Annotated in this window: 15 protein-coding genes; 7 read left to right on the forward strand and 8 right to left on the reverse strand. The window is 71.2% G+C overall.

Translation table 11 applies throughout. The annotated features are described in order from the left end of the window. Window positions 1-183 precede the first annotated feature (183 nt). A complete protein-coding gene (locus G4D87_RS12475) occupies window positions 184-1146 on the forward strand; it encodes a class I SAM-dependent methyltransferase (RefSeq protein ID WP_205507560.1) in 963 nt (320 codons plus the stop codon). Window positions 1147-1170: 24 nt separating this feature from the next. Here the strand turns inward: G4D87_RS12475 and cysI are convergent, their stop codons facing one another. Genes cysI through G4D87_RS12510 form a run of 7 tightly spaced genes read right to left on the reverse strand, consistent with a single transcriptional unit; the run spans window position 1171 to window position 9511 of the window. Beyond that, on the reverse strand, window positions 1171-2859 hold the full coding sequence (gene cysI / locus G4D87_RS12480) for an assimilatory sulfite reductase (NADPH) hemoprotein subunit (protein ID WP_163782225.1): 1689 nt from the start codon (window positions 2857-2859) through the stop codon (window positions 1171-1173). Window positions 2860-2884: 25 nt separating this feature from the next. Then, window positions 2885-4711, reverse strand: coding sequence for an assimilatory sulfite reductase (NADPH) flavoprotein subunit (locus tag G4D87_RS12485; protein WP_163782227.1), 1827 nt, complete (start codon window positions 4709-4711; stop codon window positions 2885-2887). After that, window positions 4708-6420 carry a sulfate adenylyltransferase subunit 1 gene (locus G4D87_RS12490; protein ID WP_163782229.1) on the reverse strand — a complete coding sequence of 571 codons (1713 nt, stop codon included), beginning with the start codon at window positions 6418-6420 and terminating at the stop codon, window positions 4708-4710. The genes G4D87_RS12485 and G4D87_RS12490 overlap by 4 nt, the downstream gene beginning before the upstream one ends. Continuing rightward, window positions 6420-7337 carry a sulfate adenylyltransferase subunit CysD gene (cysD, locus tag G4D87_RS12495; RefSeq protein WP_163782231.1) on the reverse strand — a complete coding sequence of 306 codons (918 nt, stop codon included), beginning with the start codon at window positions 7335-7337 and terminating at the stop codon, window positions 6420-6422. Before cysD ends, G4D87_RS12490 begins: the two co-directional genes overlap by 1 nt. Beyond that, window positions 7330-8130, reverse strand: coding sequence for a uroporphyrinogen-III C-methyltransferase (gene cobA, locus G4D87_RS12500; protein WP_163782233.1), 801 nt, complete (start codon window positions 8128-8130; stop codon window positions 7330-7332). Before cobA ends, cysD begins: the two co-directional genes overlap by 8 nt. After that, the gene (locus G4D87_RS12505) at window positions 8127-8792 is read right to left on the reverse strand and encodes a precorrin-2 dehydrogenase/sirohydrochlorin ferrochelatase family protein (RefSeq protein ID WP_163782235.1); all 666 of its coding nucleotides are present in this window, start codon (window positions 8790-8792) and stop codon (window positions 8127-8129) included. Before G4D87_RS12505 ends, cobA begins: the two co-directional genes overlap by 4 nt. Then, on the reverse strand, window positions 8789-9511 hold the full coding sequence (locus tag G4D87_RS12510; RefSeq protein WP_163782237.1) for a phosphoadenylyl-sulfate reductase: 723 nt from the start codon (window positions 9509-9511) through the stop codon (window positions 8789-8791). Before G4D87_RS12510 ends, G4D87_RS12505 begins: the two co-directional genes overlap by 4 nt. A 689-nt stretch (window positions 9512-10200) precedes the next feature. Here G4D87_RS12510 and G4D87_RS12515 point away from each other — a divergent pair. Together G4D87_RS12515 and G4D87_RS12520 are read left to right on the forward strand one after the other, a co-directional pair. Beyond that, window positions 10201-10638, forward strand: a complete 438-nt coding sequence (locus G4D87_RS12515; RefSeq protein WP_163782238.1) for a DUF2383 domain-containing protein — start codon at window positions 10201-10203, stop codon at window positions 10636-10638. A 292-nt stretch (window positions 10639-10930) separates the two neighbouring features. Beyond that, the gene (locus G4D87_RS12520; protein ID WP_240358214.1) at window positions 10931-11635 is read left to right on the forward strand and encodes a hypothetical protein; all 705 of its coding nucleotides are present in this window, start codon (window positions 10931-10933) and stop codon (window positions 11633-11635) included. A gap of 14 nt (window positions 11636-11649) precedes the next feature. On the opposite strand, the gene G4D87_RS12525 is transcribed toward G4D87_RS12520, so the two are convergent. Continuing rightward, window positions 11650-12744 carry a hypothetical protein gene (locus G4D87_RS12525; RefSeq protein ID WP_163782242.1) on the reverse strand — a complete coding sequence of 365 codons (1095 nt, stop codon included), beginning with the start codon at window positions 12742-12744 and terminating at the stop codon, window positions 11650-11652. Between the two features lie 507 nt (window positions 12745-13251). On the opposite strand from G4D87_RS12525, the gene G4D87_RS12530 reads away from it, so the two are divergent. From G4D87_RS12530 to purL, 4 genes are all read left to right on the forward strand, one after another. Further along, window positions 13252-14715, forward strand: coding sequence for a hypothetical protein (locus tag G4D87_RS12530; protein ID WP_240358215.1), 1464 nt, complete (start codon window positions 13252-13254; stop codon window positions 14713-14715). Between the two features lie 32 nt (window positions 14716-14747). After that, complete coding sequence (locus tag G4D87_RS12535; RefSeq protein ID WP_163782246.1) at window positions 14748-15602, forward strand: metal-dependent hydrolase; 855 nt, start codon at window positions 14748-14750, stop codon at window positions 15600-15602. Window positions 15603-15732: 130 nt separating this feature from the next. Continuing rightward, window positions 15733-17013, forward strand: a complete 1281-nt coding sequence (locus tag G4D87_RS12540; protein WP_240358216.1) for a phospholipase C/P1 nuclease family protein — start codon at window positions 15733-15735, stop codon at window positions 17011-17013. 182 nt (window positions 17014-17195) lie between these two features. After that, window positions 17196-21104 carry a phosphoribosylformylglycinamidine synthase gene (gene purL / locus G4D87_RS12545; protein WP_163782250.1) on the forward strand — a complete coding sequence of 1303 codons (3909 nt, stop codon included), beginning with the start codon at window positions 17196-17198 and terminating at the stop codon, window positions 21102-21104. Window positions 21105-21343 lie beyond the last annotated feature (239 nt).

Raw genomic sequence — 21343 nt, forward strand, 5'->3', positions numbered from 1 at the left:
GGGCCGGCTTGTCCTCTTTGTTGGACTGACAGCCCAGGAGGGCGACGGCGGCGAGCAGGGCGGAAGGGGTGCGGAACCGATGCATGGAATACCTCGGCGGAGCGGGCCTTCAATGGGAGGGAGATTGTGCACGGCGCGGAAGCCACGGAACAGGACAGATGCCGCGATAGGCTCCGCGCCATCATGTCGAGCCCCACCGAGTCCGCCGCGCACCCGCGCCGCTTCCATGCCGAGTCCCTGATCCACATCCAGCGGCATTTGCTGGCGTCGCTCGGTGCCGGGCCCGTCACCATCGAGGTGCCAGACCCGGACTTGGGCAGGGGCTGCTACCCCGGCGAGCGCGTGGGTCCGTCTGGCGCGCTGCTCCATCGGCCCCTGCGCAGCTGGTGTGACCTGGCGGAGGGGCTCGCGTGCCGGCTGCTCACGCCTCGCGCGGTGGATGCGACGCACATCGCGCTGACCTTCGAGCGGCTGGGGCCCGAGGCGCCCTGGCACGCGGGAGGCATGGAGGATGAAGCGGTATCACCGCAAGAGCGCTACGGCGCGGCGTCCGCGTTCGCTCGCCTGCGCAAGCTGGAGGACGCGGGCTTCTTGTTGCCCTGGCTCGAAGCGCTCGGGCGCATCCGGTTGCCGGCGTCCGCCCGCGTGCTCGACCTGGGCGTCAATCGCGGGGATGAGCTGGCGGCGTTCTCGTGGCTCGAAGAGAACCCGGACGTGCGCTTCGTGGGGGTGGACCACAGCGCCAGCGCCATTGAAGAGGCACGCGCCCGCTTCCCCGATGCGCGGCACCGCTTCGTCGTCGCGGACCTCAACGCGCTGCCGGAGGAGCTGGGGTGCTTCCACCTGGTGGTGTCCGTGGGCACGCTGCAGAGCCCCGGCGTGGATGACCATGCGCTGCTGCGCAAGCTCGTGCAGGAGCACCTGGAGCCGCGCTCGGCGCTGCTGCTGGGCTTTCCCAACTCCCGCTTCCGGGATGGCGAGGTCGTCTATGGCGCGCGGGTGCGGAACCTGCGCGAGCCCGACCTGTCGCTGCTGGTGAAGGACCTGTCCTTCTACCGCCGTTACCTGCACCAGCACGGCTTCCGCACGTTCCTGGGCGGCAAGTACGACCTGCTCCTCACGGCGGTGCGGGACGCGGGCGGCTGAGCACGGCTCGCCGCCCGCGCTGGCTCAGGACGGCCGCGCCTGGGCGGAGGGGCTGGGGACGTGGCCTGCGCGCACCACGAAGTCACCGAAGCCCTCACCGGGCTGTCGCTCGCGCGCGTAGCCTTCGAACAAGGGCTCCAGCGCCGCGAGGATGGCGTCCTCGTCGATGTTCTCCCGGTAGAGGCGGTTGAGGCGCTGGCCTCGCGCATCGCCGCCCAGGTGCAGGTTGTAGCGACCGGGCGCCTTGCCCACGAGCCCCACCTCCGCCAGGTACGGTCTCGCGCAGCCGTTGGGGCACCCGGTGATGCGGAGCAGCAGGTTCGCGTCCTGGAGGCCATGGGCCCGCAGCCGGTCCTCCATACGCCCCACGAAGGCGGGCAGGTAGCGCTCCGCCTCCGCCATGGCGAGCCCGCACGTCGGCAGCGCCACGCAGGCCAGCGCGTTGCGGCGCACGGGGCTGGCGCTGCGGAAGCTGTCCAGCGCGTGCGCAGTCACCCGTGCGTCGATGGCCTCGCGAGCCTCGGGTGTCACACCGGCGATGACGAGGTTCTGGTTCGCCGTGAGGCGGAAGTCCCCGGTGTGGATGCGCGCGATCTCCCGCAGGCCCGTCAGGTGCGTGGCGCCGGGCCGGTCCGCCACGCGGCCGCTGTCCAGGTGCAGCGTCAGGTGCCACTGGCCGTCATGGCCTTCCGTCCACCCGAAGCGGTCTCCGTTGTGCTCGAAGGCGAACGGGCGCGCTGGCTGGAGCGCGAAGCCGAGCCGCTTCTCCAACTCCGCCGTGAACCAGGGCACGCCGCGCTCCTCCAGGACGTACTTCAGGCGCGCGTGCTTGCGGTTCGTGCGGTCCCCGAAGTCGCGGTGAATCTTCACCACCTCCTCGGCGACGGCGAGCGTCTGCTCCGGCGAGATGAAGCCGACGACATCCGCCAGCCGGGGATAGGTGGCCGCGTCACCGTGCGTGGCGCCCATGCCGCCGCCCACGGAGACGTTGAAGCCCACGAGCGCGTCGCCCTCGATGATGGCGATGAAGCCCAGGTCCTGCGCGAAGACATCCACGTCGTTGAGGGGCGGAACGGCCACTGCGGCCTTGAACTTCCGAGGCAGGTAGGTGGGGCCGTAGATGGGCTCGTCCTCACCGCCGGCCACCTTCTCCTTGCCCAGCCAGATTTCGTAGTAGGCGCGCGTCTTCGGCAGCAGGTGCTCGGAGAGGCGCACCGCCCACTGGTACACCGTCTCGTGGACGCGTGAGTCCACCGGGTTGGGGTTGCACAGCACGTTGCGATTCACATCGCCGCAGGCGGCCAGCGTGTCCATCATCGCTTCGTTGATGCGGGCGATGGTGGGCCGGAGGTCGTCCTTGATGATGCCGTGCAGTTGGAAGGCCTGCCGCGTGGTGATGCGCAGCGTGTGGTTGGCGTGCTCGCGCGCCAGGGCGTCCATCGCCAGCCACTGGGCCGGCGTGCACACGCCTCCGGGCAGGCGGGTGCGGAGCATGAAGCTGTAGTCGGGCTCCAGCTTCTGCTGGCGCCGCTCCTCGCGCAGGTCGCGGTCGTCCTGCTGATAGCTGCCGTGGAACTTGATGAGGCTGGTGTCCGGCGTGGCGAGGCCGCCCGTCACCGGGTCCTCCAGGCTCTCCGCCAGGCTTCCCCGGAGCAGTCGGCTCTGGGTCTTGATGTGCTCCACTTCGGAGAGCGGTTTGGGCTGATGGCTCATGTCGTTGCTCGCAATCGCAAATGGGTCAGTAGACGTCGCGCAGGTAGCGCCGCTGCTCGCGCAGGGACTCCAGCCAGGCGTGCGCGTCCTCGCGGCTCGTGCCACCGTGGGTGGAGACGACGTCCACCAGCGCCTCGTGGACATCGGGGGCCATGCGCTGGGCGTCGCCGCAGACGTAGAGGTGGGCGCCGCCTTCGAGCCATTCGTAGACGTCACGTCCGGACTCACGCAGCCGGTGCTGCACGTAGACCTTCTGCGCGCGGTCCCGCGAGAAGGCGAGCGACAGCCGGTGCAGCGTCTGCTTCTTCAGCGCCTCCTGCCACTCCGTCTGGTAGAGGAACTGGGTGCGGAAGTGCTGCTCACCGAAGAAGAGCCAGTTGCGGCCCTTCGCCCCGGTCTCCGCGCGCTCCTGGACGAAGGCCCGGAAGGGCGCCACGCCGGTGCCTGGGCCAATCATCAGCACGTCCTTGTCGCCGTCCTCCGGCAGCCGGAAGCGCTCGTTCGGCTCGATGAAGACGCGGACGGCGTCGGTGCCGGCCGCGCGCGTGGCCAGGTGGTACGACGCGGCGCCGAAGTGCCGGAGGTCGAAGGCCGTATAGTCCACCACCGCCACCGTGAGGTGCGCCTCTTCACCCACGCGCTTGGAGCTGGAGGCAATCGAGTACAGCCGGGGCGTGAGCCGGCGAAGGGCCTGGACCAGCTCGGTGGCGTCCCAGGTGGCCTTGTGGGCGCGGAGCACGTCGATGACCTGATGCCCCGCCAGCAGCGCGCGGAAGGCCTCGGCGCGGCCCGGCTCGAGCACTTCGCGCAGCGCCGAACTGCCGGACAGCCTGGCGTGTCGCTCCAGGAAGGGGCGGTTGAGCCTGGTGATTTCCAGCGCGTCGCTCAGCCAGCGCACCAGCGGGAGCGTGCGGCCCTCGCGAGTGACAGGCGCTTCGCCGTCGAGGCGCAGCTCCGACAGGAAGGACGCCACCAGCTCCGGCGGATTGTGGGGCCACACCCCCAGCGCGTCGCCAGGGGCGTATTCCAGCCCGGAGCCCGCGAGCGACAGCTCCAGGTGCCGCACGTCCTTGAGCGCGCCGCGCGCGGTGATGCGCTGGTTGAGCAGCACCTCCGCGGTGTAGGGCGCTTCCTTGGTGAATGCGGGCGCGGCGTGTGGCTCCCGCAGCGGCACGACGGTGGCCGTCTCCGCCGCCCGCGGAGTCAACACTTCGCGCGCCAGGGTGAAGGCCTGGTCGAGCCAGCCCGTGGCCACGGGCTCGAAGTCCACGTCGCAGTCGGCGCGCTCCAGCAGCCGGCTGGCGCCCAGCTCCGCGAAGCGGGCGTCGAGCAGCCGGCCCACTTCGCAGAAGCGCGGGTAGCTGGAGTCTCCCAGCCCGAGCACGGCGTAGCGCAGCCCCTCCATGCGAGGCGCGCGCTTGCCGAGGATGAACTCACAGAAGCCGCGTGCATCGTCCGGCGGGTCGCCGTCTCCCTGGGTACTGATGACCACGCAGAGCAGCGTCTCCTTGGCCAGCGCTCGCACCGGATAGTCGCTGGCCCGGAACAGCCGCGCGGCGAGCCCGGCGGACTCCACCTGGTGCTTGAGGCGCTCGGCCAAAAGGCGGCTGTTTCCCGTCTGCGTCCCGTAGATGATGGTGAGGGGAACGGCGGGCGCGGCCACGGGCGCGGGCGTCACGGGGATGACGGTGGCCTGGGGCGCACGGCCGGCCAGTCCCGCGGTGTAGCCGCTCAGCCAGTGCAGGGCGGAGGTGTCCAGCCCCTCCACGAGCTTGAGCAGCAGGGCGCTCTTGTCCTCACCCAGCAGCGCGTTGATGAACGGGGGCGCCTGGGCGGCAGGGGATGCGCTCATCGTGCGGCCCCCCGGAGGGTGAGGATGTGGCCGAGGTGTTGCTCCAGGTCTTCGCTGGCTTCCAGCTCCAGCCACGCGGTGCCGGCATCGCGGGCCTCTTCGCGCAGGGCCCGGCGTGTCTGGGGCGTGTCGCTGTGGACCAGGGCCACCAGTCCCGCCGCCGCGAGCGCCAGCGCCACCTCCACGTCACCGGGGGCGGTGGCGACATGCCAGCCCAGGTCGAACAGCCGGCGCTCCAACTGGAAGGCGCGTGAGCCCGCGTCCGGCGTGGCGGGCAGCAGGACGATGGCGCCGGGCTGACCCAGTCGTCCCCGCCGCTCGGGCTGCGTGACGAGCGAGGACGTCACGTCGCCCCGCGCGGAGTCCTCCACCGGCCCCAGGACCATGCCCGCGCCCACCGTGTCGTGGGTGAGCGCGTCGATGACGATGAAGGCGCCCGTGCGGCGGTTGTCGCGGTACGCGTCCGTCAGCAGCGACCGACGGCACACCACCCGCACCCGGCCGATGTCGTTGAGTGACAGGGAATCGGCGGGTTGCTCGGACAGGTCCGCCAGCTCCTTGCGCCACAGCACCCGTTCGATGTGCGCGGGCGCCGTGCGCGAGGCCTGCTTCACCAGGTAGCGGCGCGAGCAGTCCAGCGGCTGCTCCCCGAACCACACGAGCATCGCGTCGAGCTGGTGGAGCGACAGCGGCGGCTGGTCCACGTGGGCCAGCAGGTCGCCTCGGCTGGCGTCCACTTCGTCCGCGAGTCTCAGCGTGACGGACGCGGGGGACGCGGCCTCCTCCAGCGGTCCATCGAAGGTGTCGATGCCCGCCACGCGCGTGCGCCGCCCGGATGGATGGACCTGGATTTCATCGCCGACGCGGACGGTGCCGGAGGCAATCTGTCCCGCAAGCCCCCGGTAGTCCTGGTGGGGCCGGAGCACGTACTGGACGGGGAAGCGGAAGGGCGCGTCGTCCTGCCGTCGCTGGTGGGGCAGCGACTCCAGCCACGCGAGCAGCGTGCCGCCTTCGTGCCAGGGGGTGCGGGCGCTGGGCTTGGTGATGTTGTCCCCCCGGCTGGCGCTGACGGGGAAGAGCCGCACGCCCTCGAAGCCGAGCGCGTGGGCGAAGGCCACCAGCTCGGTGCCGATGCGCTCGAAGGCGTCCCGGTCGAAGCCCGTGAGGTCCATCTTGTTCACCGCCACGGCCAGGTAGGGGATGCCCAGCAGCGAGGCGATGTACGCGTGGCGGCGCGTCTGCGGCAGCACGCCCAGCCGCGCATCCACCAGGATGACCGCCGCGTCCGCCGTGGAGGCGCCGGTGGCCATGTTGCGCGTGTACTGGATGTGGCCCGGCGTGTCCGCGACGATGACCTTGCGCCGCGCGGTGCTCAGGTAGCGGTAGGCGACGTCAATGGTGATGCCCTGCTCGCGCTCGGCGCGCAGGCCGTCCGTGAAGAGGGAGAAGTCCAGCGCCTCCTCGTCGGCGCCGGCCGCAGCCTTCAGGCCCTGGGCCAGCACCTCGGAGGGCACGGACACGGCGGCGGCGGTCCGCTTCGCGCTGGCCTTCCGCACGGCGGCAATCTGGTCCTCGAAGAGCCCGTCGCACTCGTAGAGGAGCCTGCCGATGAGGGTGGACTTCCCGTCATCCACGGAGCCGACCACGACGAGCCGGAGCAGCTCCCGGGTGGAGTGCTGGTCGAGCAGTTGCTGCAAGCCGGTGTCCATTAGAAGTAGCCCTCGCGCTTCTTGAGCTCCATGGAGCCCTCTTCGTCGTGGTCGATGAGCCGGCCCTGCCGCTCGGACTGGCGGGCGTTCACCATCTCGTGGATGACGGTCTCCACCGTGGTGGCGGAGGACTCGATGGCTCCGCTGAGCGGGTAGCAGCCCAGCGTTCGGAACCGCACGCGCCGGAGTTCGGGTTTCTCGCCGGGCCGTAGCCGCATGCGCTCGTCATCCACCATGAGCAGCGTGCCGCCCCGGTCAATCACCGGGCGCTCCGCCGCGAAGTAGAGCGGCACCACGGGGATGCGCTCGCGCAGCACGTAGTGCCACACGTCCAGCTCCGTCCAGTTGGACAGCGGGAAGACGCGCATGCTCTCGCCCGCGTCGACGCGGCCGTTGAAGAGGTTCCACACCTCCGGCCGCTGGCGGCGCGGGTCCCACTGGCCATGCCTGTCCCGGAAGGAGAACACCCGCTCCTTGGCCCGGGACTTCTCCTCGTCGCGCCGCGCGCCACCGAAGGCCGCGTCGAAGCCATGCTTCGCCAGCGCCTCCAGCAGCGACTGCGTCTTCATCGCATGGGTGTACTTCTGGCTGCCGTGGTCGAAGGGGTTGATGCCCTCGGCCAGCGCGCGCTGGTTCTGGTGGACGATGAGGCGCAGGCCGTGGCGCGCCACGAAGGCGTCCCGGAACGCGTACATGTCCCGGAACTTCCAGGTGGTGTCCACGTGGAGCAGCGGGAAGGGCAGGGGCGCGGGGTGGAAGGCCTTGCGCGCCAGGTGCAGCAGGACCTGGGAGTCCTTGCCGATGCTGTAGAGCATCACCGGGTTGGCGAACTCGGCCACCGTCTCCCGGAGGATGTGGATGCTCTCCGCTTCCAGCTCCGACAGGTGCGACGCCCGCGCGAACGTGTTCTCACTCATGACCGCCCTCCGCCACGCGCGCTGGCGCGTGTCCATGCTCCGGGGTTCCCTGCGCCACCAGTGAAGGCAGACGCGCGCGCAGCGAGACGACCTCGCCCACGATGAGCAGCGACGGCGAGCCGAGCCCGTCCCGCGTCACCGCCTGGGCGATGTGGCTCAGCGGCGCCTCCACCACCCGTTGATGCTCCCAGGTCCCCGCCTCCACCACGGCGGCCGGAGTGGCCGCGGAGCGCCCCGCGCCCTCCAGCGCGCGCACTGTCTCCTCCAGCCGGCTCCCCGCCATGTAGAGGACCAGCGTCTGGGCCTTCGCCAGGAAGTCCCAGTCCGGCGCGCTGCCGCCCCGGTACGCGGTGGCGAACGTCACCGCGCCGGAGACGCCTCGGTGCGTGACGGGGATGGCCGCCGCCGCGGGCACGGCCGTCCCGGCGGTGAGGCCGGGCACGACTTCATAGGGGATGCCCGCTTCTTCCAGCGCGAGCGCCTCCTCGCCGCCGCGGCCGAAGACGAAGGAGTCCCCGCCCTTGAGCCGCACCACGCGGCGCCCCAGCAGCGCCTGGGCGATGAGGACGGCGTGAATCTCCTCCTGGCTCACGGAGTCGCCGCCGCCCTCCTTGCCCACGTAGATGAGCCGGGCGTGGGGCCGCGCATGCTCGAGCACCCCGGGGTGGACCAGCCGGTCATGGACGACGGTGTCCGCCTCCCTGAGCACGCGCGCGGCGCGCAAGGTCAACAGCTCTGGGTCTCCCGGGCCCGCGCCGACCAGGAACACGCGGCCTCTCGTCTGCTCTCTCATGGTGTCTCTCCAGGAATCTTCAAGTGCTTCAGCTCCGCGCGGAGCTGCGTCCAGGCGGCCTTGCGCTCGCCTCGCTCCAGCAGCGCGCCGATGTCTCCCACCGCCACCTGCTTCAGCAGCCGCTGGCGCGCCGCGCCTCGGGGCAGGTGCTCGCGAAGCCAGCCACTGAGTCGCGCCAGCCAGACGTGGTGTCGCGTCACCTGGGCGGTGAGCGTCTTGCGCAGGTGGCTGGCGAGCGCGGGGGCCCGCCCCGCGGAGGACACGGCGACGGTGATGGGGCCGCGCCTGCCGACGGAGGGCAGGGTGAAGTCACACAGCGCCGGTTCATCCGCGGTGTTGACCCACAGGCCCAGGGCCCGGGCTTCAATGGCCACCTGCCGTCCCACGGCCGCGTCGTCCGTGGCCGCGAGCACCAGGTGATGGCCGCGCACGTCGTCGGCGTCGTAGGGACGGGGCAGCCACTCCAGGCGTCCGTCGGCTGCGAGCCGGCGCAGCGTGGCAGTGGCCTCCGGCGCGATGACGCGCAGCCGCGCGCCGGCGTCGAGCACCGCGAGGGCGCGGCCCTCCGCGATGGCGCCGCCGCCCACCAGCAGGACGGAGCGGCCCTCGAGTCGAAGGCACACGGGATAGTCCATGGCGTGTGAAGGCATGGCGTGCGTCATCGGACCGGGTGGAGGCCGCACTCGCGGTTCTCCGCGGACTCCCACCACCAGCGGCCCGCGCGCTCGTCTTCGTAGGGCTTCACCGCGCGCGTGCAGGGCGCGCAGCCGATGGACGGGTAGCCACGGTCATGGAGCGCGTTGTAGGGCACGCCGTTCGCCCGGACGTAGGCCCAGATGTCCCGGCTGCTCCACGTGGCCAGCGGGTTGAGCTTGAGCAGCCCATGCGCGCTGTCCACCTCCAGCGTCGCCACGTCGGTGCGGGTGACGGACTGCTCACGACGCATCCCTGTCACCCACGCCTGTTGGCCCGCGAGCGCGCGCGACAAGGGCTCCACCTTGCGGATGGCGCAGCACGCCTTGCGCGCCTCCAGGCTCTGGCGGAAGGAGAAGTAGCCCTGCGTGGACTCCAGCGCCTCCACGCGCTCGCGCTCCGGGAAGTACGTCTCCACGGTGACGCCGTAGCGCTTACGGACCACCTCCATGAGCTCGTAGGTCTCCGGGGGAAGGCGTCCGGTGTCGAGCGTGAAGAGGCGCAGGCTGGGCGCATGCTGGCGCGCCAGGTCGATGAGGACCATGTCCTCCACGCCGAAGCTGGAGGCGATGGCCGCGCGCGCGCCGAAGCGGCGCTCGGCCCAGGCGAGGAGGTCCAGCGCGGGGGCGTCCTTCACATCGGAGGCTTCGGCGAGCAGGGCCGAGGCATGGGGCTGCGGGGGGGACATGGTGACTCCGGAAAAAGAAAAGGCCCGCCTCTTTCGAGGGCGGGCCGCACGAGCAAGAAGGTTCGAGAAGGACGCGCTACACGCTTCTCGATGCTCGGCGCCCGCCTGAAGACGGACACTCGGGACACGCACAGCACAGACAGCACGCGCCGCCCGTGGCACAGGCGTCATCACACCCGGCGAGGAGCGCGGGAGCGCGGGGGACACGGGCTTCGGCGGCGGTAAAGGACATGGGCGAGCGGTGCGGGGCTGGGAGCGGAAACGAAAACGGCCCGGTTCCTGGGAGAGGAGACCGGGCCGGGAGGAGCGCGAGGAGGGAGGCTTGGAAGGGCTTCCCGTCTGCGCGTCAACAACCCAGGGCCGGCTGACGACAACAGGCACACGACAGACAGCAGCGGCTGGCAAACGGCGCGGCGGTCGGTGTGTGGGAGTGCGTCATCGCGAAGACCTACGCTAGCGGCTGTCTCATGCGCGCGTCAACCGGTCCTCCTCAGGGGGTGTGCGGGCCTGGGCCTGCCCGAGGGGACGGTCGCTCGTCCGCCCGTCCGGGGAGCGTGGCCGGGCGCCGTGGGGTGAACGTCCGCGTGGACGTTGGAAGGAGGCGGGGAGGCGGGCGCTCGTTGCCCCTGCGGCAACGGGCATCACCTTTGCGGCAAGCCGCATTCACCTGTCACCCATGGAGGTCATTGATGGCGAGCACCAACAAGGACGTCGAGACGCTCAACTCGTTCCTGCGCGGCGAAATCTCCGCCGTGGAGACCTATCGTCAGGCAATCGGGCACGTCTCGGACGGACTGGCCCGTGACGCGCTGGAGTACTGCCAGCAAGACCACGCGCACCGGGTCGAGGAGATTCGAGAGCGCATCCTGCGAATGGGCGGTGAGCCCGCGGAGGGCTCTGGCATCTGGGGCACCTTCGCCAAGCTGGTCCAGGGCGGCGCGGACATCCTGGGCGAGAAGGCCGCCATCCAGGCGCTGGAGGAGGGCGAGGACCATGGCCTCGCCGACTACCAGCGCGACGCGGACCAGGTGCATGGCGAGGCCCGCCGCTTCGTGCGGACGGAGTTGATTCCCGCGCAGAAGCGGACGCATGAGCGGCTCAGTCGTCTCAAGCGCACCCTGCATTAAGGGCGCGCCGCGCGAATGCACGCCGGCCGGGTGCCTCGTTCCGGGCGCCCGGCCGGACTTTTCTCAAGCCGTGCGACACGACACCGGCTCGTAGCTCCGGAAACCGCGACGGCCTCAGGCCTCGCGCGGCGCCCTGCACCCTCCCCTGGCGGGGTGCTGGAGCTTGCGCGCATGGCATGCGATACCTGGGGTTGGCTCGTCGCGTTTGGGGAGGCGGAGCATGTCGCCGGACCGCGGTTCATCGGAACGTGATTCACGCCCGGAGCAGGTCGCCGGCGAGGAAGCCCGGACCGTGCCCGCGACCTCCTCCTCCTCGCTGATGGACGCCAGCCACGCGGGGACGCTGAGCGCGGGCTGTGAAGCCCTCTTCCGCTCCACGGAGACGACGCTCCAGTGGGCCTGGCGGGTGCTGAAGTGCGCGAAGGCGGGACCGGGCGCGGGCCCCCTGGCCACGTCCGCCCGTCAATGCGCGCTCGAGTTCCTGGACCGCGTCCCGCCCCACGTGCGCCGCGGCGTGGCGGAGCTCCTGGGGTACAGCAGCCTGTGGCAGGCGGTGTGTACGCGGCTGGGCCGCCCGGTGGCGCGCTCCAACGAGGAGCTGCTGCATGAGCTGGCCGAGGACCTCCAGGTCCTGCTCCACGGCGCCCAGGCGCGGCTGGGGACCGCCGCGGCGCTGGAGCAAGGGCTCCTGGTTCATCTGGGGCGGCTGCGCGATTCCCGCCGGGGTGAGCCGGGCGCGCCCCTGGAGCTGCGCGCGGCCCTGGACGCGTTCACCCACTCCCTGTCCGAGCTGATGACCGCGGCCAGCGCCTACCGCCGCGCGTGGGAAGCCGCCGAGACGGAGCTGTCCGAGTCCGCCGCGTGGCTGGGCGCCGGAGACCCGGGCTTCTGCTCGTGGATGGCGGACCACCTGTCCGAGACGGTCTTCGCGTGGCGCAACGCCCAGGTCTCCGTGCGCATGCTGCGCGAGCTGGGCGCGCTGTCCCAGCAGTCGTAGCCAGAACGCCCGCCTCACGGCTCCACGAGGATGCGGTGCCGGTACAGCTCCAGCAGGACGTCCTCGGACAGGTCCGCCTGCTTGTGCTCGCGCAGGTGCTGGCGCACGGCGTCCACGGGCTCGCGCCCGGTGAAGTCGACCAGCAGGCCATAGGCTTCTCCGGGCAGGGCCACGGCGTCATATTCGCTGTAGGCGCCCAGGGCCACGCTGCCGTCCTGCATCCACTGCACGGTGGCATCGGGGTTGAGCTTGAGCGTGCGCGGCAACTGGGGCGCCACGGCGGTGTGGTGGAGCTTCTCCAGCGTCTTCAGCTCGATGGTGCCATCCAGGCCCAGCAGCTTCTCCACGCCGTCCGGGGGCAGCGCCTTCACCAGGCGGTAGCACTCCCGGAAGTAGTCGAGCTCGAGGCCTTCGTAGCCCTGCCACAGCGCCGCGTAGGCCTTGGCGGGCGGCGCGGTGTCATCCAGGTCCTCCACGGTGAGCGGCCCGGGCTGCGTCTGCGCGCGGTCCCTGCCGGACAGCACGTAGTCGGGGAGGAGCTGGAGCGCCGTCCAGCGCGACAGCTGGATTTCGACCAGCGTCAGGTACGTCTTGAGGGACATCCAGAACTTGCGGCCGTCCGCGCCCGCCACGTACTTGCAGAAGAAGGTGGAGCAGACGGCTTCGCGGTAGGGCCAGATGGTGCAGCCGCCGCTGTCCGCGGCGTAGTAGCCGCAGCGCAGGGACGCGGCCCGGCCGAAGAACTGGTGGCTGTTCTTGTAGAGGAACTGGAACTTGGCGGGCGGCTTCACCCACTGCGGCGTGACGCCCACGCGGCTGGCGACCTTCGCCTCCATGCGGCGCCGGCCCTCGGCCAGCTCGGGGCGGTCATCGGACAGCAGCGCGCCCACCAGGTAGTTGGGCAGGCGCGGTGAGTAGGTGCAGCACTTGGTGTCCGGCCGGAACATGCGGCTCACGCCGTCCACGGAGTCGACGGCGCCCTGCGCGGTGTCCTGGCACATGGCGCAGTTCGAACAGGTGGCCTTGCGCTCCTCGGGAACGTCCTGCCGAAAGAAGTCAGGGAGCAGGTCGCGGTAGAGCAGGGGAAGGCTGTCGAGCAGGCGTGACATGGCGGCTCCAGGACGCGAAACGGCGCGTCGAGCGGCCTAGACGTAGCAGATGGAGTCGAATCCGCAGTAGCCCTGACGGTCGCCGCAGATGACCTCGTCGCGCCGGAGCGCGCGGGAATGCCGGGCTGTCAAATAATACCAGGAGGTGTCTGGGATGAATGCAGGCGTGCTTGCTCGCTTGCATTCAATGTCAGACATTTGTACCCGCCGACGTGGCGCGCTGCGCGAAGATTCCGCCCCGACTGCTGCGCTGCGTCCCACGCCCGCTGCGTGACCTCCTCATGCGCTCCGTGAGGGGGCGCCGTCATGAGTCGTGTTTCACCCGCGCAGGCAGGCCAAAAAGCATGGCTGTCCGTGAAATCGCGCGATGGCCTGACGGTACAGGTGGCATGTCCGGTAGGCTACGGAGCCAATGCCGTGGGTCATCCCCCGTTGACCACCCGGAGGTGTGCCATGGACGGATCCGGTCCCCTCCCGTTTCCGGTTGAAGCCCAGGACGTTGGCGTCGTGGGACGCGTGCATGCGGCGTTGACGCATCAGTTTCCGCACCTGCACCCGGTGGCGCGTCACGCCATCAGCGGGCTCGTGCGTTTCTGCGACGGGTGGCGGCGTGCGTTCCCGGCGCGACAGCCGACCCAGGTGGTGCCCGCGCTGACGACGTGGGAGCAGTTCCTGACGACCGAGCCCCGCTCGCGCCGCATCATGGTGACGGTGCAGCCGCTGGGCGTGGACACGGAAGGCGGGGCGTGGGCGCCGGTGCTGCTGGCGGGTGTGGCGCGCTGGTACCGCGACAGCCGCGGCGTGCGCCGGCAGAACCAGCCCCTGGACGTCTGGGTGGCGCGCCTGGGCCGGGAAGGCGCCGACGCACGCCAGCGCGCCCAGGACGCGGACGTCCTCACCGCCGCCGTCACGTGCGAGGACGGTGGGGTCCGGGTGGTGCGGATGTCCCTGGATGACGCGGCGCTGACGCATGAGGCGGTGGCGGCGTTGCTGGCGCGCACGCCCAGCCGCTCGCTGGCCGAGGCACGTCGGGATGGCTTGTTCCCGCAGGTGCTGGTGGACCGCGCCTCGCGAGGCGACAGCGCCTGGACGTCCCACCTGCTGACGTCGAGCGCCTGGTTCGGTGCGCGCGTGGACGCGGCGACGGGCGCCCTGGAGCTGAGCTTCGACCACCTGGTGATGGATGGCACCGCGATGGCCGAGCTCTCGCTGGCCGCCTCGGAGGGGTTGCCGCGCCGGGACGTCCGCGCGGCGCCGGGCGAGTGGCTCACCGGTCCCGAGGAGCCGTCACCGCTGCTGCGAGTGGAGCTGCCGGAGGGGCTCGACTTCCGGAACCTCACCTGCGCGATGCTCCAGGCGGTGCAGCGGGCCGGCGAGGGCGTGTTCCCCGTCGACAACCCCACGCTGCTGGTGCCGGTGCTGCCCGCGTCGCCGCACACCGTGGCGCGGAAGTGGCGGCGCATTGGTATCGCGGTGGTGCCCTCGCGGACGCGCACAGGGCCGATGACGCCCGCGCACGTCGCGCACCTGCTGGAGCAGACGCGGCGGGGCGGCGGCGTGCTGGAGGACATCTTCTCCACGCTGTACTCACCGGCGCTGCCGTGGTGGATGCCCTCGCTCACCACGCACGGCTTCGCCTTCACGCCCTTGCTGCGGCAGGTGCCCGCGGCCCTGGGAGGCAATGCCCTGCTGTCCAAAATCACCTTGGAGGTCGACGATGATGAAGCGCTGGCGCGGCACTCCCCGCTCTTCTTCAACACGATGCGGCCGCTGTGTGCCGTGGGCGGCGGGGTGGCCCTCTGCGTGACGGAGGTCCTCCACGCGACGCCCTCGGGCGTGCGCAAGCGCTACTTCGCGGCGCTCGCGGGCAGTGGTGCCCTGGGCACGCGCGAAAAGCTGCTGGCCTTCCGGGACGTGCTCGTCGCGGAGGCCGTCAGCAGGGTCCGGCCGCGACGTCCGGCACTGCCTTGAACCTTCCTGGTCTTCCGTCACGAGAGCTCCCCATGGTCTCCCCCCACGACCCCGGACGCATCCGGCCGCGACCGCACCTCCAGTTCCCCTTCGACGCGAGCTTCCCGCGCATCTGGCACCCCAACGGCCCTGGCACCACGCACCTGTGGAACGGGCTCAACCTGCTCTTCCCTCAGGGCGAGCGGTTCTTCGTGCGCAGCGTCAACCACTACCTGCCGCGGCTGGCGGACACGCCCGCGCTGCGCGCGCAGGTGAAGGCCTTCTTCGCGCAGGAAGGCCAGCACGCGCGCGAGCACCAGGACTACATCGCGCTGCTGGAGTCCCAGGGCTACGACCTCCACCGCTTCATGCGGTGGTACGACTCGTTCCTCTGGGGCGTCATCGACGCGAAGCTCCCGCCGTCGCTGCGGCTGTCCATCACCGCCGCGCTGGAGCACTACACGGCGCTGATGGGCGAGAACACGCTGACGCTGGGCGTGTTCGCGGACGGCCACCCGGCGATGCGCAGCCTCATCGAGTGGCACGCCGCGGAGGAGATTGAGCACAAGGCGGTGGCCTTCGATGTGCTGCGGAAGGTGGCACCGGGCTATGGGCTGCGCGTGCTGGGCATGGTGCTGGGCGGGGTGTCCCTCTTCGTCCTGTGGTTCGCCGCCACGGTGATGCTGCTGCGCCAGGAGCGCGGGCTGGGGTGGACGGGCCTGCTGCGCGAGCTGTGGCGCGCTCACCGGAAGGACCCGGTGCTGTTCCGCGTGCTGGGGCGGGGCTTGCGGGAGTACCTGCGTCCCTCCTTCCACCCGCTGGACAACGACAACCTCGCGCTGGCCAGGGCCCATCTGTCGACGTTGGAATCGCCGCCCCCGGAGGCCCCGGAGCGCGAGGCGGCATAGTGGCGCGCGCGCACGCCTGGTGAGGAGGCATCCCGCGCGGCGGTTGTTCCCCGGTGGAACGTGCTGTCTCCCGCGAAGGTTGCTGGCTCCTGCGATGCGCCGTCCAATGCCCTGGAGATTCCTGTTGGCCGTGCTGCTGTGTGGGGCCTTCCCGCTTCGGGCGGGGGCCTTCACGGTCCAGGACCACCGCGCGCTGACGGAGGCCGCGCTCGACGCGGCGGTGGCGGCGGGGGCCCAGGCCGAGCTGGCGGCCCACCGGAGCTCCGTGGTGCACGGCGCCACCGCGGAGGACCTGAACCTCCACGTGAAATGGACGGGCTGGCACCACTTCTATCGGCCGGAAGGGGCGCTCTCCTCCGCGCTGCGGCGAGGCTCCGAGGAGCGGGTGCGTGCGCTCTGGGAGGACGCCTTGGAGGCGGCTCGCAACGGCGACCTGCCGCGTGCCTGGGACCGCGCCGGCCACCTGGCCCACCATCTCCAGGACATGGCGTCTCCGCCCCACGTCGTTCCGGTGAACCACGGGCTCACGGACCGCTTCGAGCGATACGGCGCCCGCCCCTCGCTGGGCCGCATGCCGCGTCGCGAGGTGCCGCCGATGTCCGGGACGGACGCGCAGCGGGCGCTCGCACGGGAGACGTTGGAAGCCGTCAGGACCGAGTCCCTGACGACGGAAGCGGGAGACACGCTGCCCTGGAGCGCCTTCTGGTCCGAGCCCGACGCGGCGTCACCGGGCGCCTTTGGTGCCTATGGCCCGGTGGGCAACGCCTTTGGCCTCGGCGAGGTGCGCTGGAAGGGGCGGGTGCGGCGCATTCCTCCCGAAGCGTCGGCGGTTTTCATGGACGCGCGCGTGGCCGCGGCGGTGGCGTACTCCGGCGCGTTCCTGGCGTGGGCGGCGGCGCGTTTCGAGGAGGTGACAGCGCCGGATGCGACGTTCGTCGCGCTGCGCGGCTTCCAGCCTTCGCCCGAGCTGTCGTTGGAGCTGCTGGGCGGAGTCTATTCCGATGCGCTCGGCGCCGCGCCCGTCGCGGGCCTGCGGGGCGCTCTCCCGCTGCCGCATGGCCTGGGGCTGTCGGTGGACTGGACGCGCGGGTTGGAGGGCGGCGAGGCGCTTCGCTCCAGGCCCGTGGGAGGCTGGGCCTTCGCGGTCCTGTCTCCGCCGCTCATCGCCTGGCGGCCGAGCTACGCCTTCGGCGTGGACGTGCGTGCCTCCGCGGGCGTGGGGCTGCGCGCGTGGGAGGGCGGTGGCACGCGCCTGGGTGTTCCGGTGGGGCTGCGCGCGCACGTGCCGCTGGGCGCGAACTTCGTCGCCAGCACGGAGGTGCTCTACCAGGGCCTGCGTCCCCCCGGCGTGACGTGGGCGCATGGGTTCTCCTGGAGCCTGGGGCTCGGGGTGGCTCTGGGGGACCGATGAGGCCGTTGGCGGTGCTTCCCGCTTTGTCGCGAGCGCCGCGCAGGCTCTGACGTGCGGCTGACACCTACCGTGGCTCCTGGCCGCACGTCCGGCAGGCGTCCCGGCGTGAACTCTTCACGCGCCGGGCCGACGCACGGTGATAAGGACGGCCCCGCTGTTACCCAGAGCCACGAATTCGACCCATGTCCAGCATGCACACCCTGCGTGGGGCTCCGGCCCTTTCTGACTTCAGGCTCGCCAAGCTCCTGGCCCAGTGCCGCGAGCGGGTGCCCTCCGTTTCGTCCGTCTATGCGGAGTTCGTGCACCTCATCGACGCGCCGGTGCCCCTCTCCGAGGCGGACCTGGCCACCCTGGGCCGCCTGCTCGACTACGGGCCCCGCGTGGCCACGGGCACGCGCACCGGCGGTCTGCTGCTGGTGCTGCCTCGGCCGGGCACCATCTCCCCGTGGTCCTCCAAGGCCACGGACATTGCCCACAACTGCGGGCTGGGCGAGCGCGTGCGGCGCATGGAGCGCGGCACCGCCTTCTTCATCGCGGGCCCCGACGGGCAGGCGCTGCGGGACGCGGAGCTGGAGCACCTGAAGCCGGTGCTGCATGACCGGATGACACAGGCGGTGGTGGGGCGTCTGGAGGACGCGGCCATCCTGTTCGCCGGGCACACGCCCCGGCCCTTCACGACGGTGGACGTGCTGGGCGGAGGCCGCGCGGCGCTGGTGACCGCCAACCGCGAGCTGGGCCTGGCCCTGGCCGACGACGAGATGGACTACCTGGTGGCGCGCTTCACCGAGCTGAAGCGCAACCCCACCGACGTCGAGCTGATGATGTTCGCGCAGGCCAACAGCGAGCACTGCCGGCACAAGATCTTCAACGCGAGCTGGAGCATCGACGGAAAGCCGCGGGAGCGCTCGCTCTTCCAGGCCATCAAGAACACCTACGTCCAGCACCCGGAAGGCGTGCTCGGCGCGTACAAGGACAACGCGGCCGTCATCGAAGGCTTCGAGGTGGACCGCTTCTTCCCGTCCCCTGAAACCGGTGAGTGGGGCTCCGTGCGCGAGCCGGCCCACATCATGATCAAGGTGGAGACGCACAACCACCCGACGGCCATCTCCCCGTACCCGGGTGCCGCCACTGGCGCGGGCGGCGAGATTCGCGATGAGGGGGCCACCGGCCGTGGCGCCCGTCCCAAGGCGGGCCTCACCGGCTTCAGCGTGAGCCACCTGCGCATCCCTGGCTTCGAGCAGCCCTGGGAGCAGCCCTACGGCAAGCCGGACCGCATCGTCTCCGCGCTGGACATCATGGTGGACGGTCCTCTGGGCGGCGCGGCCTTCAACAACGAGTTCGGCCGGCCGAACCTCGCGGGCTACTTCCGCAGCTACGAGGTGCAGGTCCCCACGCCCGCTGGCGTGGAGGTGCGCGGCTACCACAAGCCCATCATGATTGCCGGCGGCCTGGGCAACATCCGCGCGTCGCACGTGAAGAAGGGGCGCCTGCAGCCGGGCGACAAGCTCATCGTCCTGGGCGGGCCCGCGATGCTCATCGGCCTGGGCGGTGGCGCGGCGTCCTCCATGGCCCAGGGCGCGAGCGCGGCGGACCTCGACTTCGCCTCCGTGCAGCGGGACAACGCGGAGATGGAGCGGCGCTGTCAGGAGGTCATCGACAGCTGCTGGGCGCTGGGCGACAAGAACCCCATCCGCTCCATCCACGACGTGGGCGCCGGCGGCTTGTCCAACGCGGTGCCGGAGCTGGCGCACGACAACGACCTGGGCGGGCGCCTGGCGCTGCGCGCGGTGCCCAACGCCGAGCCGGGCATGTCGCCAGTGGAAATCTGGTGCAACGAGGCGCAGGAGCGCTACGTGCTGGGCGTGGCGCCGGAGGACCTGGCCCGCTTCGCCGCGCTCTGCGAGCGGGAGCGCGCGCCCTTCTCCGTGCTGGGAGACGCCACCGCCGAGCAGACGCTGACGCTGACGGACACGCAGTTCGGCAACGCGCCCATCGACCTGCCCATGGACGTGCTGTTCGGCAAGGCGCCGCGCATGCACCGCGACGTGACGTCGCGCCCGGTGTCGTTCGCGCCGCTGTCGCTGGTGGGCTCGCTGGCGGTGCTGGCGGAGCGCGTGCTGAGCCACCCCACGGTGGCGGACAAGAGCTTCCTCATCACCATTGGCGACCGCACGGTGTCCGGGCTCAGCAGCCGGGACCAGATGGTGGGCCCCTGGCAGGTGCCGGTGGCGGACTGCGCGGTGACGCTGTCCACCGTGACGAGCACCACGGGTGAGGCCATGGCCATGGGCGAGCGCACGCCGCTGGCCCTCATCGACGCGGCGGCCTCGGCGCGCATGGCGGTGGGCGAGGCGCTCACCAACATCGCCGCGGCCCGCATCGGCAAGCTGTCCGACGTGAAGCTGTCCGCCAACTGGATGGCCGCGGCGGGCAGCCCGGGCGAGGACGCCAGCCTCTACGCCGCCGTCCACACGGTGGGCATGGAGCTGTGCCCCGCGCTGGGCCTCACCATCCCCGTGGGCAAGGACTCCATGTCCATGCGCACCGTCTGGGAGGAGGGCGGCGCCCGCAAGGCCGTGACGTCGCCGGTGTCGCTCATCATCTCCGCGTTCGCGCCGGTGCTGGACGTGCGCAAGTCCCTGACGCCGCAGCTCGTGGACGTGGCGGACGACACGCGGCTGCTCTTCATCGACCTGGCGCGCGGGAAGCAGCGGCTGGGCGGCTCCGTGGTGGCGCATGTCCACGGGCAGGTGGGGCCGGAGAGCCCGGACGTGGAGGACCCCGCGCTGCTGCGCGGCTTCTTCGCCGCGGTGCAGGCGCTCAGCGAGGACGGCGTGTTGCTGGCGTACCACGACCGCTCCGACGGTGGTCTGTGGGCGACGCTGTGCGAGATGGCCTTCGCCGGCCGCTGCGGCTTGGACGTGGACCTGGCGCCGCTGGGCGGTGACGTGACGGCGGCCCTCTTCAACGAGGAGCTGGGCGCGGTGGTGCAGGTGCGCGCCTCGGACGTGGCGCGTGTGCGTGAGGTGCTGGCGCAGCAGGGCTTGTCGCGGGAGGTCCACGAGCTGGGTCGCCCGGTGACGGCGTTGCAGGTGCGCGTGCGCCACGGGGGCGACGCGTTGCTGGCGGAGGACACGTTGGCCCTGCGCCGCACGTGGTCCCGCGTCAGCCACGAGCTGCAGAAGCTGCGCGACAACCCCACCTGCGCGGACCAGGAGGCCGCAGCGCGGTGTGACCCGGCGGACCCGGGCCTGTCGCCGAAGCTGACGTTCGACCCGGCCCAGGACGTGGCCGCGCCCTTCATCTCGAAGGGGGCCCGTCCTCGCGTGGCCGTGCTGCGGGAGCAGGGCGTCAACAGTCAGCAGGAGATGGCCGCGGCCTTCACGCGGGCGGGTTTCGCCGCGGTGGATGTCCACATGAGCGACATCCTGTCGGGGCGGGTGTCGCTCGAAGGCTTCAAGGGCGTGATGGCGTGTGGCGGCTTCTCCTACGGCGACGTGCTGGGCGCGGGCGGTGGGTGGGCGAAGTCCATCCTCTTCAACCCGCGCGCGCGGGACGCCTTCGCCGCCTTCTTCGCGCGGCCGGACAGCTTCGGCCTGGGCGTGTGCAACGGCTGCCAGATGATGTCGCAGCTCAAGGACATCATCCCAGGCGCGGAGCACTTCCCCCGCTTCGTGCGCAACGCCTCCGAGCAGTACGAGGCGCGCCTGTCCCTGGTGGAGGTGTCGAAGACGCCGTCGCTCTTCTACCAGGGCATGGAAGGCAGCCGGATGCTCATCGTCACCTCGCACGGCGAGGGTCGCGCGGAGTTCCCCAGCGCGGAGGACGCCGGGCGCGTCAACGGGGAGGGCCTGGTGACGACGCGCTGGGTGGACAACCACGGGCGGGTGGCGGAGACGTATCCGGCCAACCCCAATGGCTCGCCGCACGGCATCGCCGGCCTGACGACGCGGGATGGGCGCTTCACCATCACCATGCCGCATCCGGAGCGCGTGCACCGCTCCGTGCAGCACTCGTGGCGGCCTCGCGAGTGGGGCGACGACGGCCCCTGGATGCGCATGTTCCGCAACGCCCGCGTCTGGCTGGGATGAGCCGCTGAGCCCTTCCCTCAGATAAAGCCAGACCCTCTTGGAAAGCGTTCGACGGGAAGCCCGTTGAAGGCCACCTTGCGTCTCAGCATGGCGTCTGTCCATGCTCCGCGCCCATTCACCTCGCATGGTCCTGTCGTAAAATCGCCTGGCCCTCATCTCCTTGATTGAGAGAGACGCTCGGGCCTTTGGCAGGAGGCGTTGATGTTCATCCGTTGGGGCAGGGCTGCACGCTGCTGTTT

The organism is Myxococcus vastator (assembly GCF_010894475.1).
Lineage (GTDB): Bacteria > Myxococcota > Myxococcia > Myxococcales > Myxococcaceae > Myxococcus > Myxococcus vastator.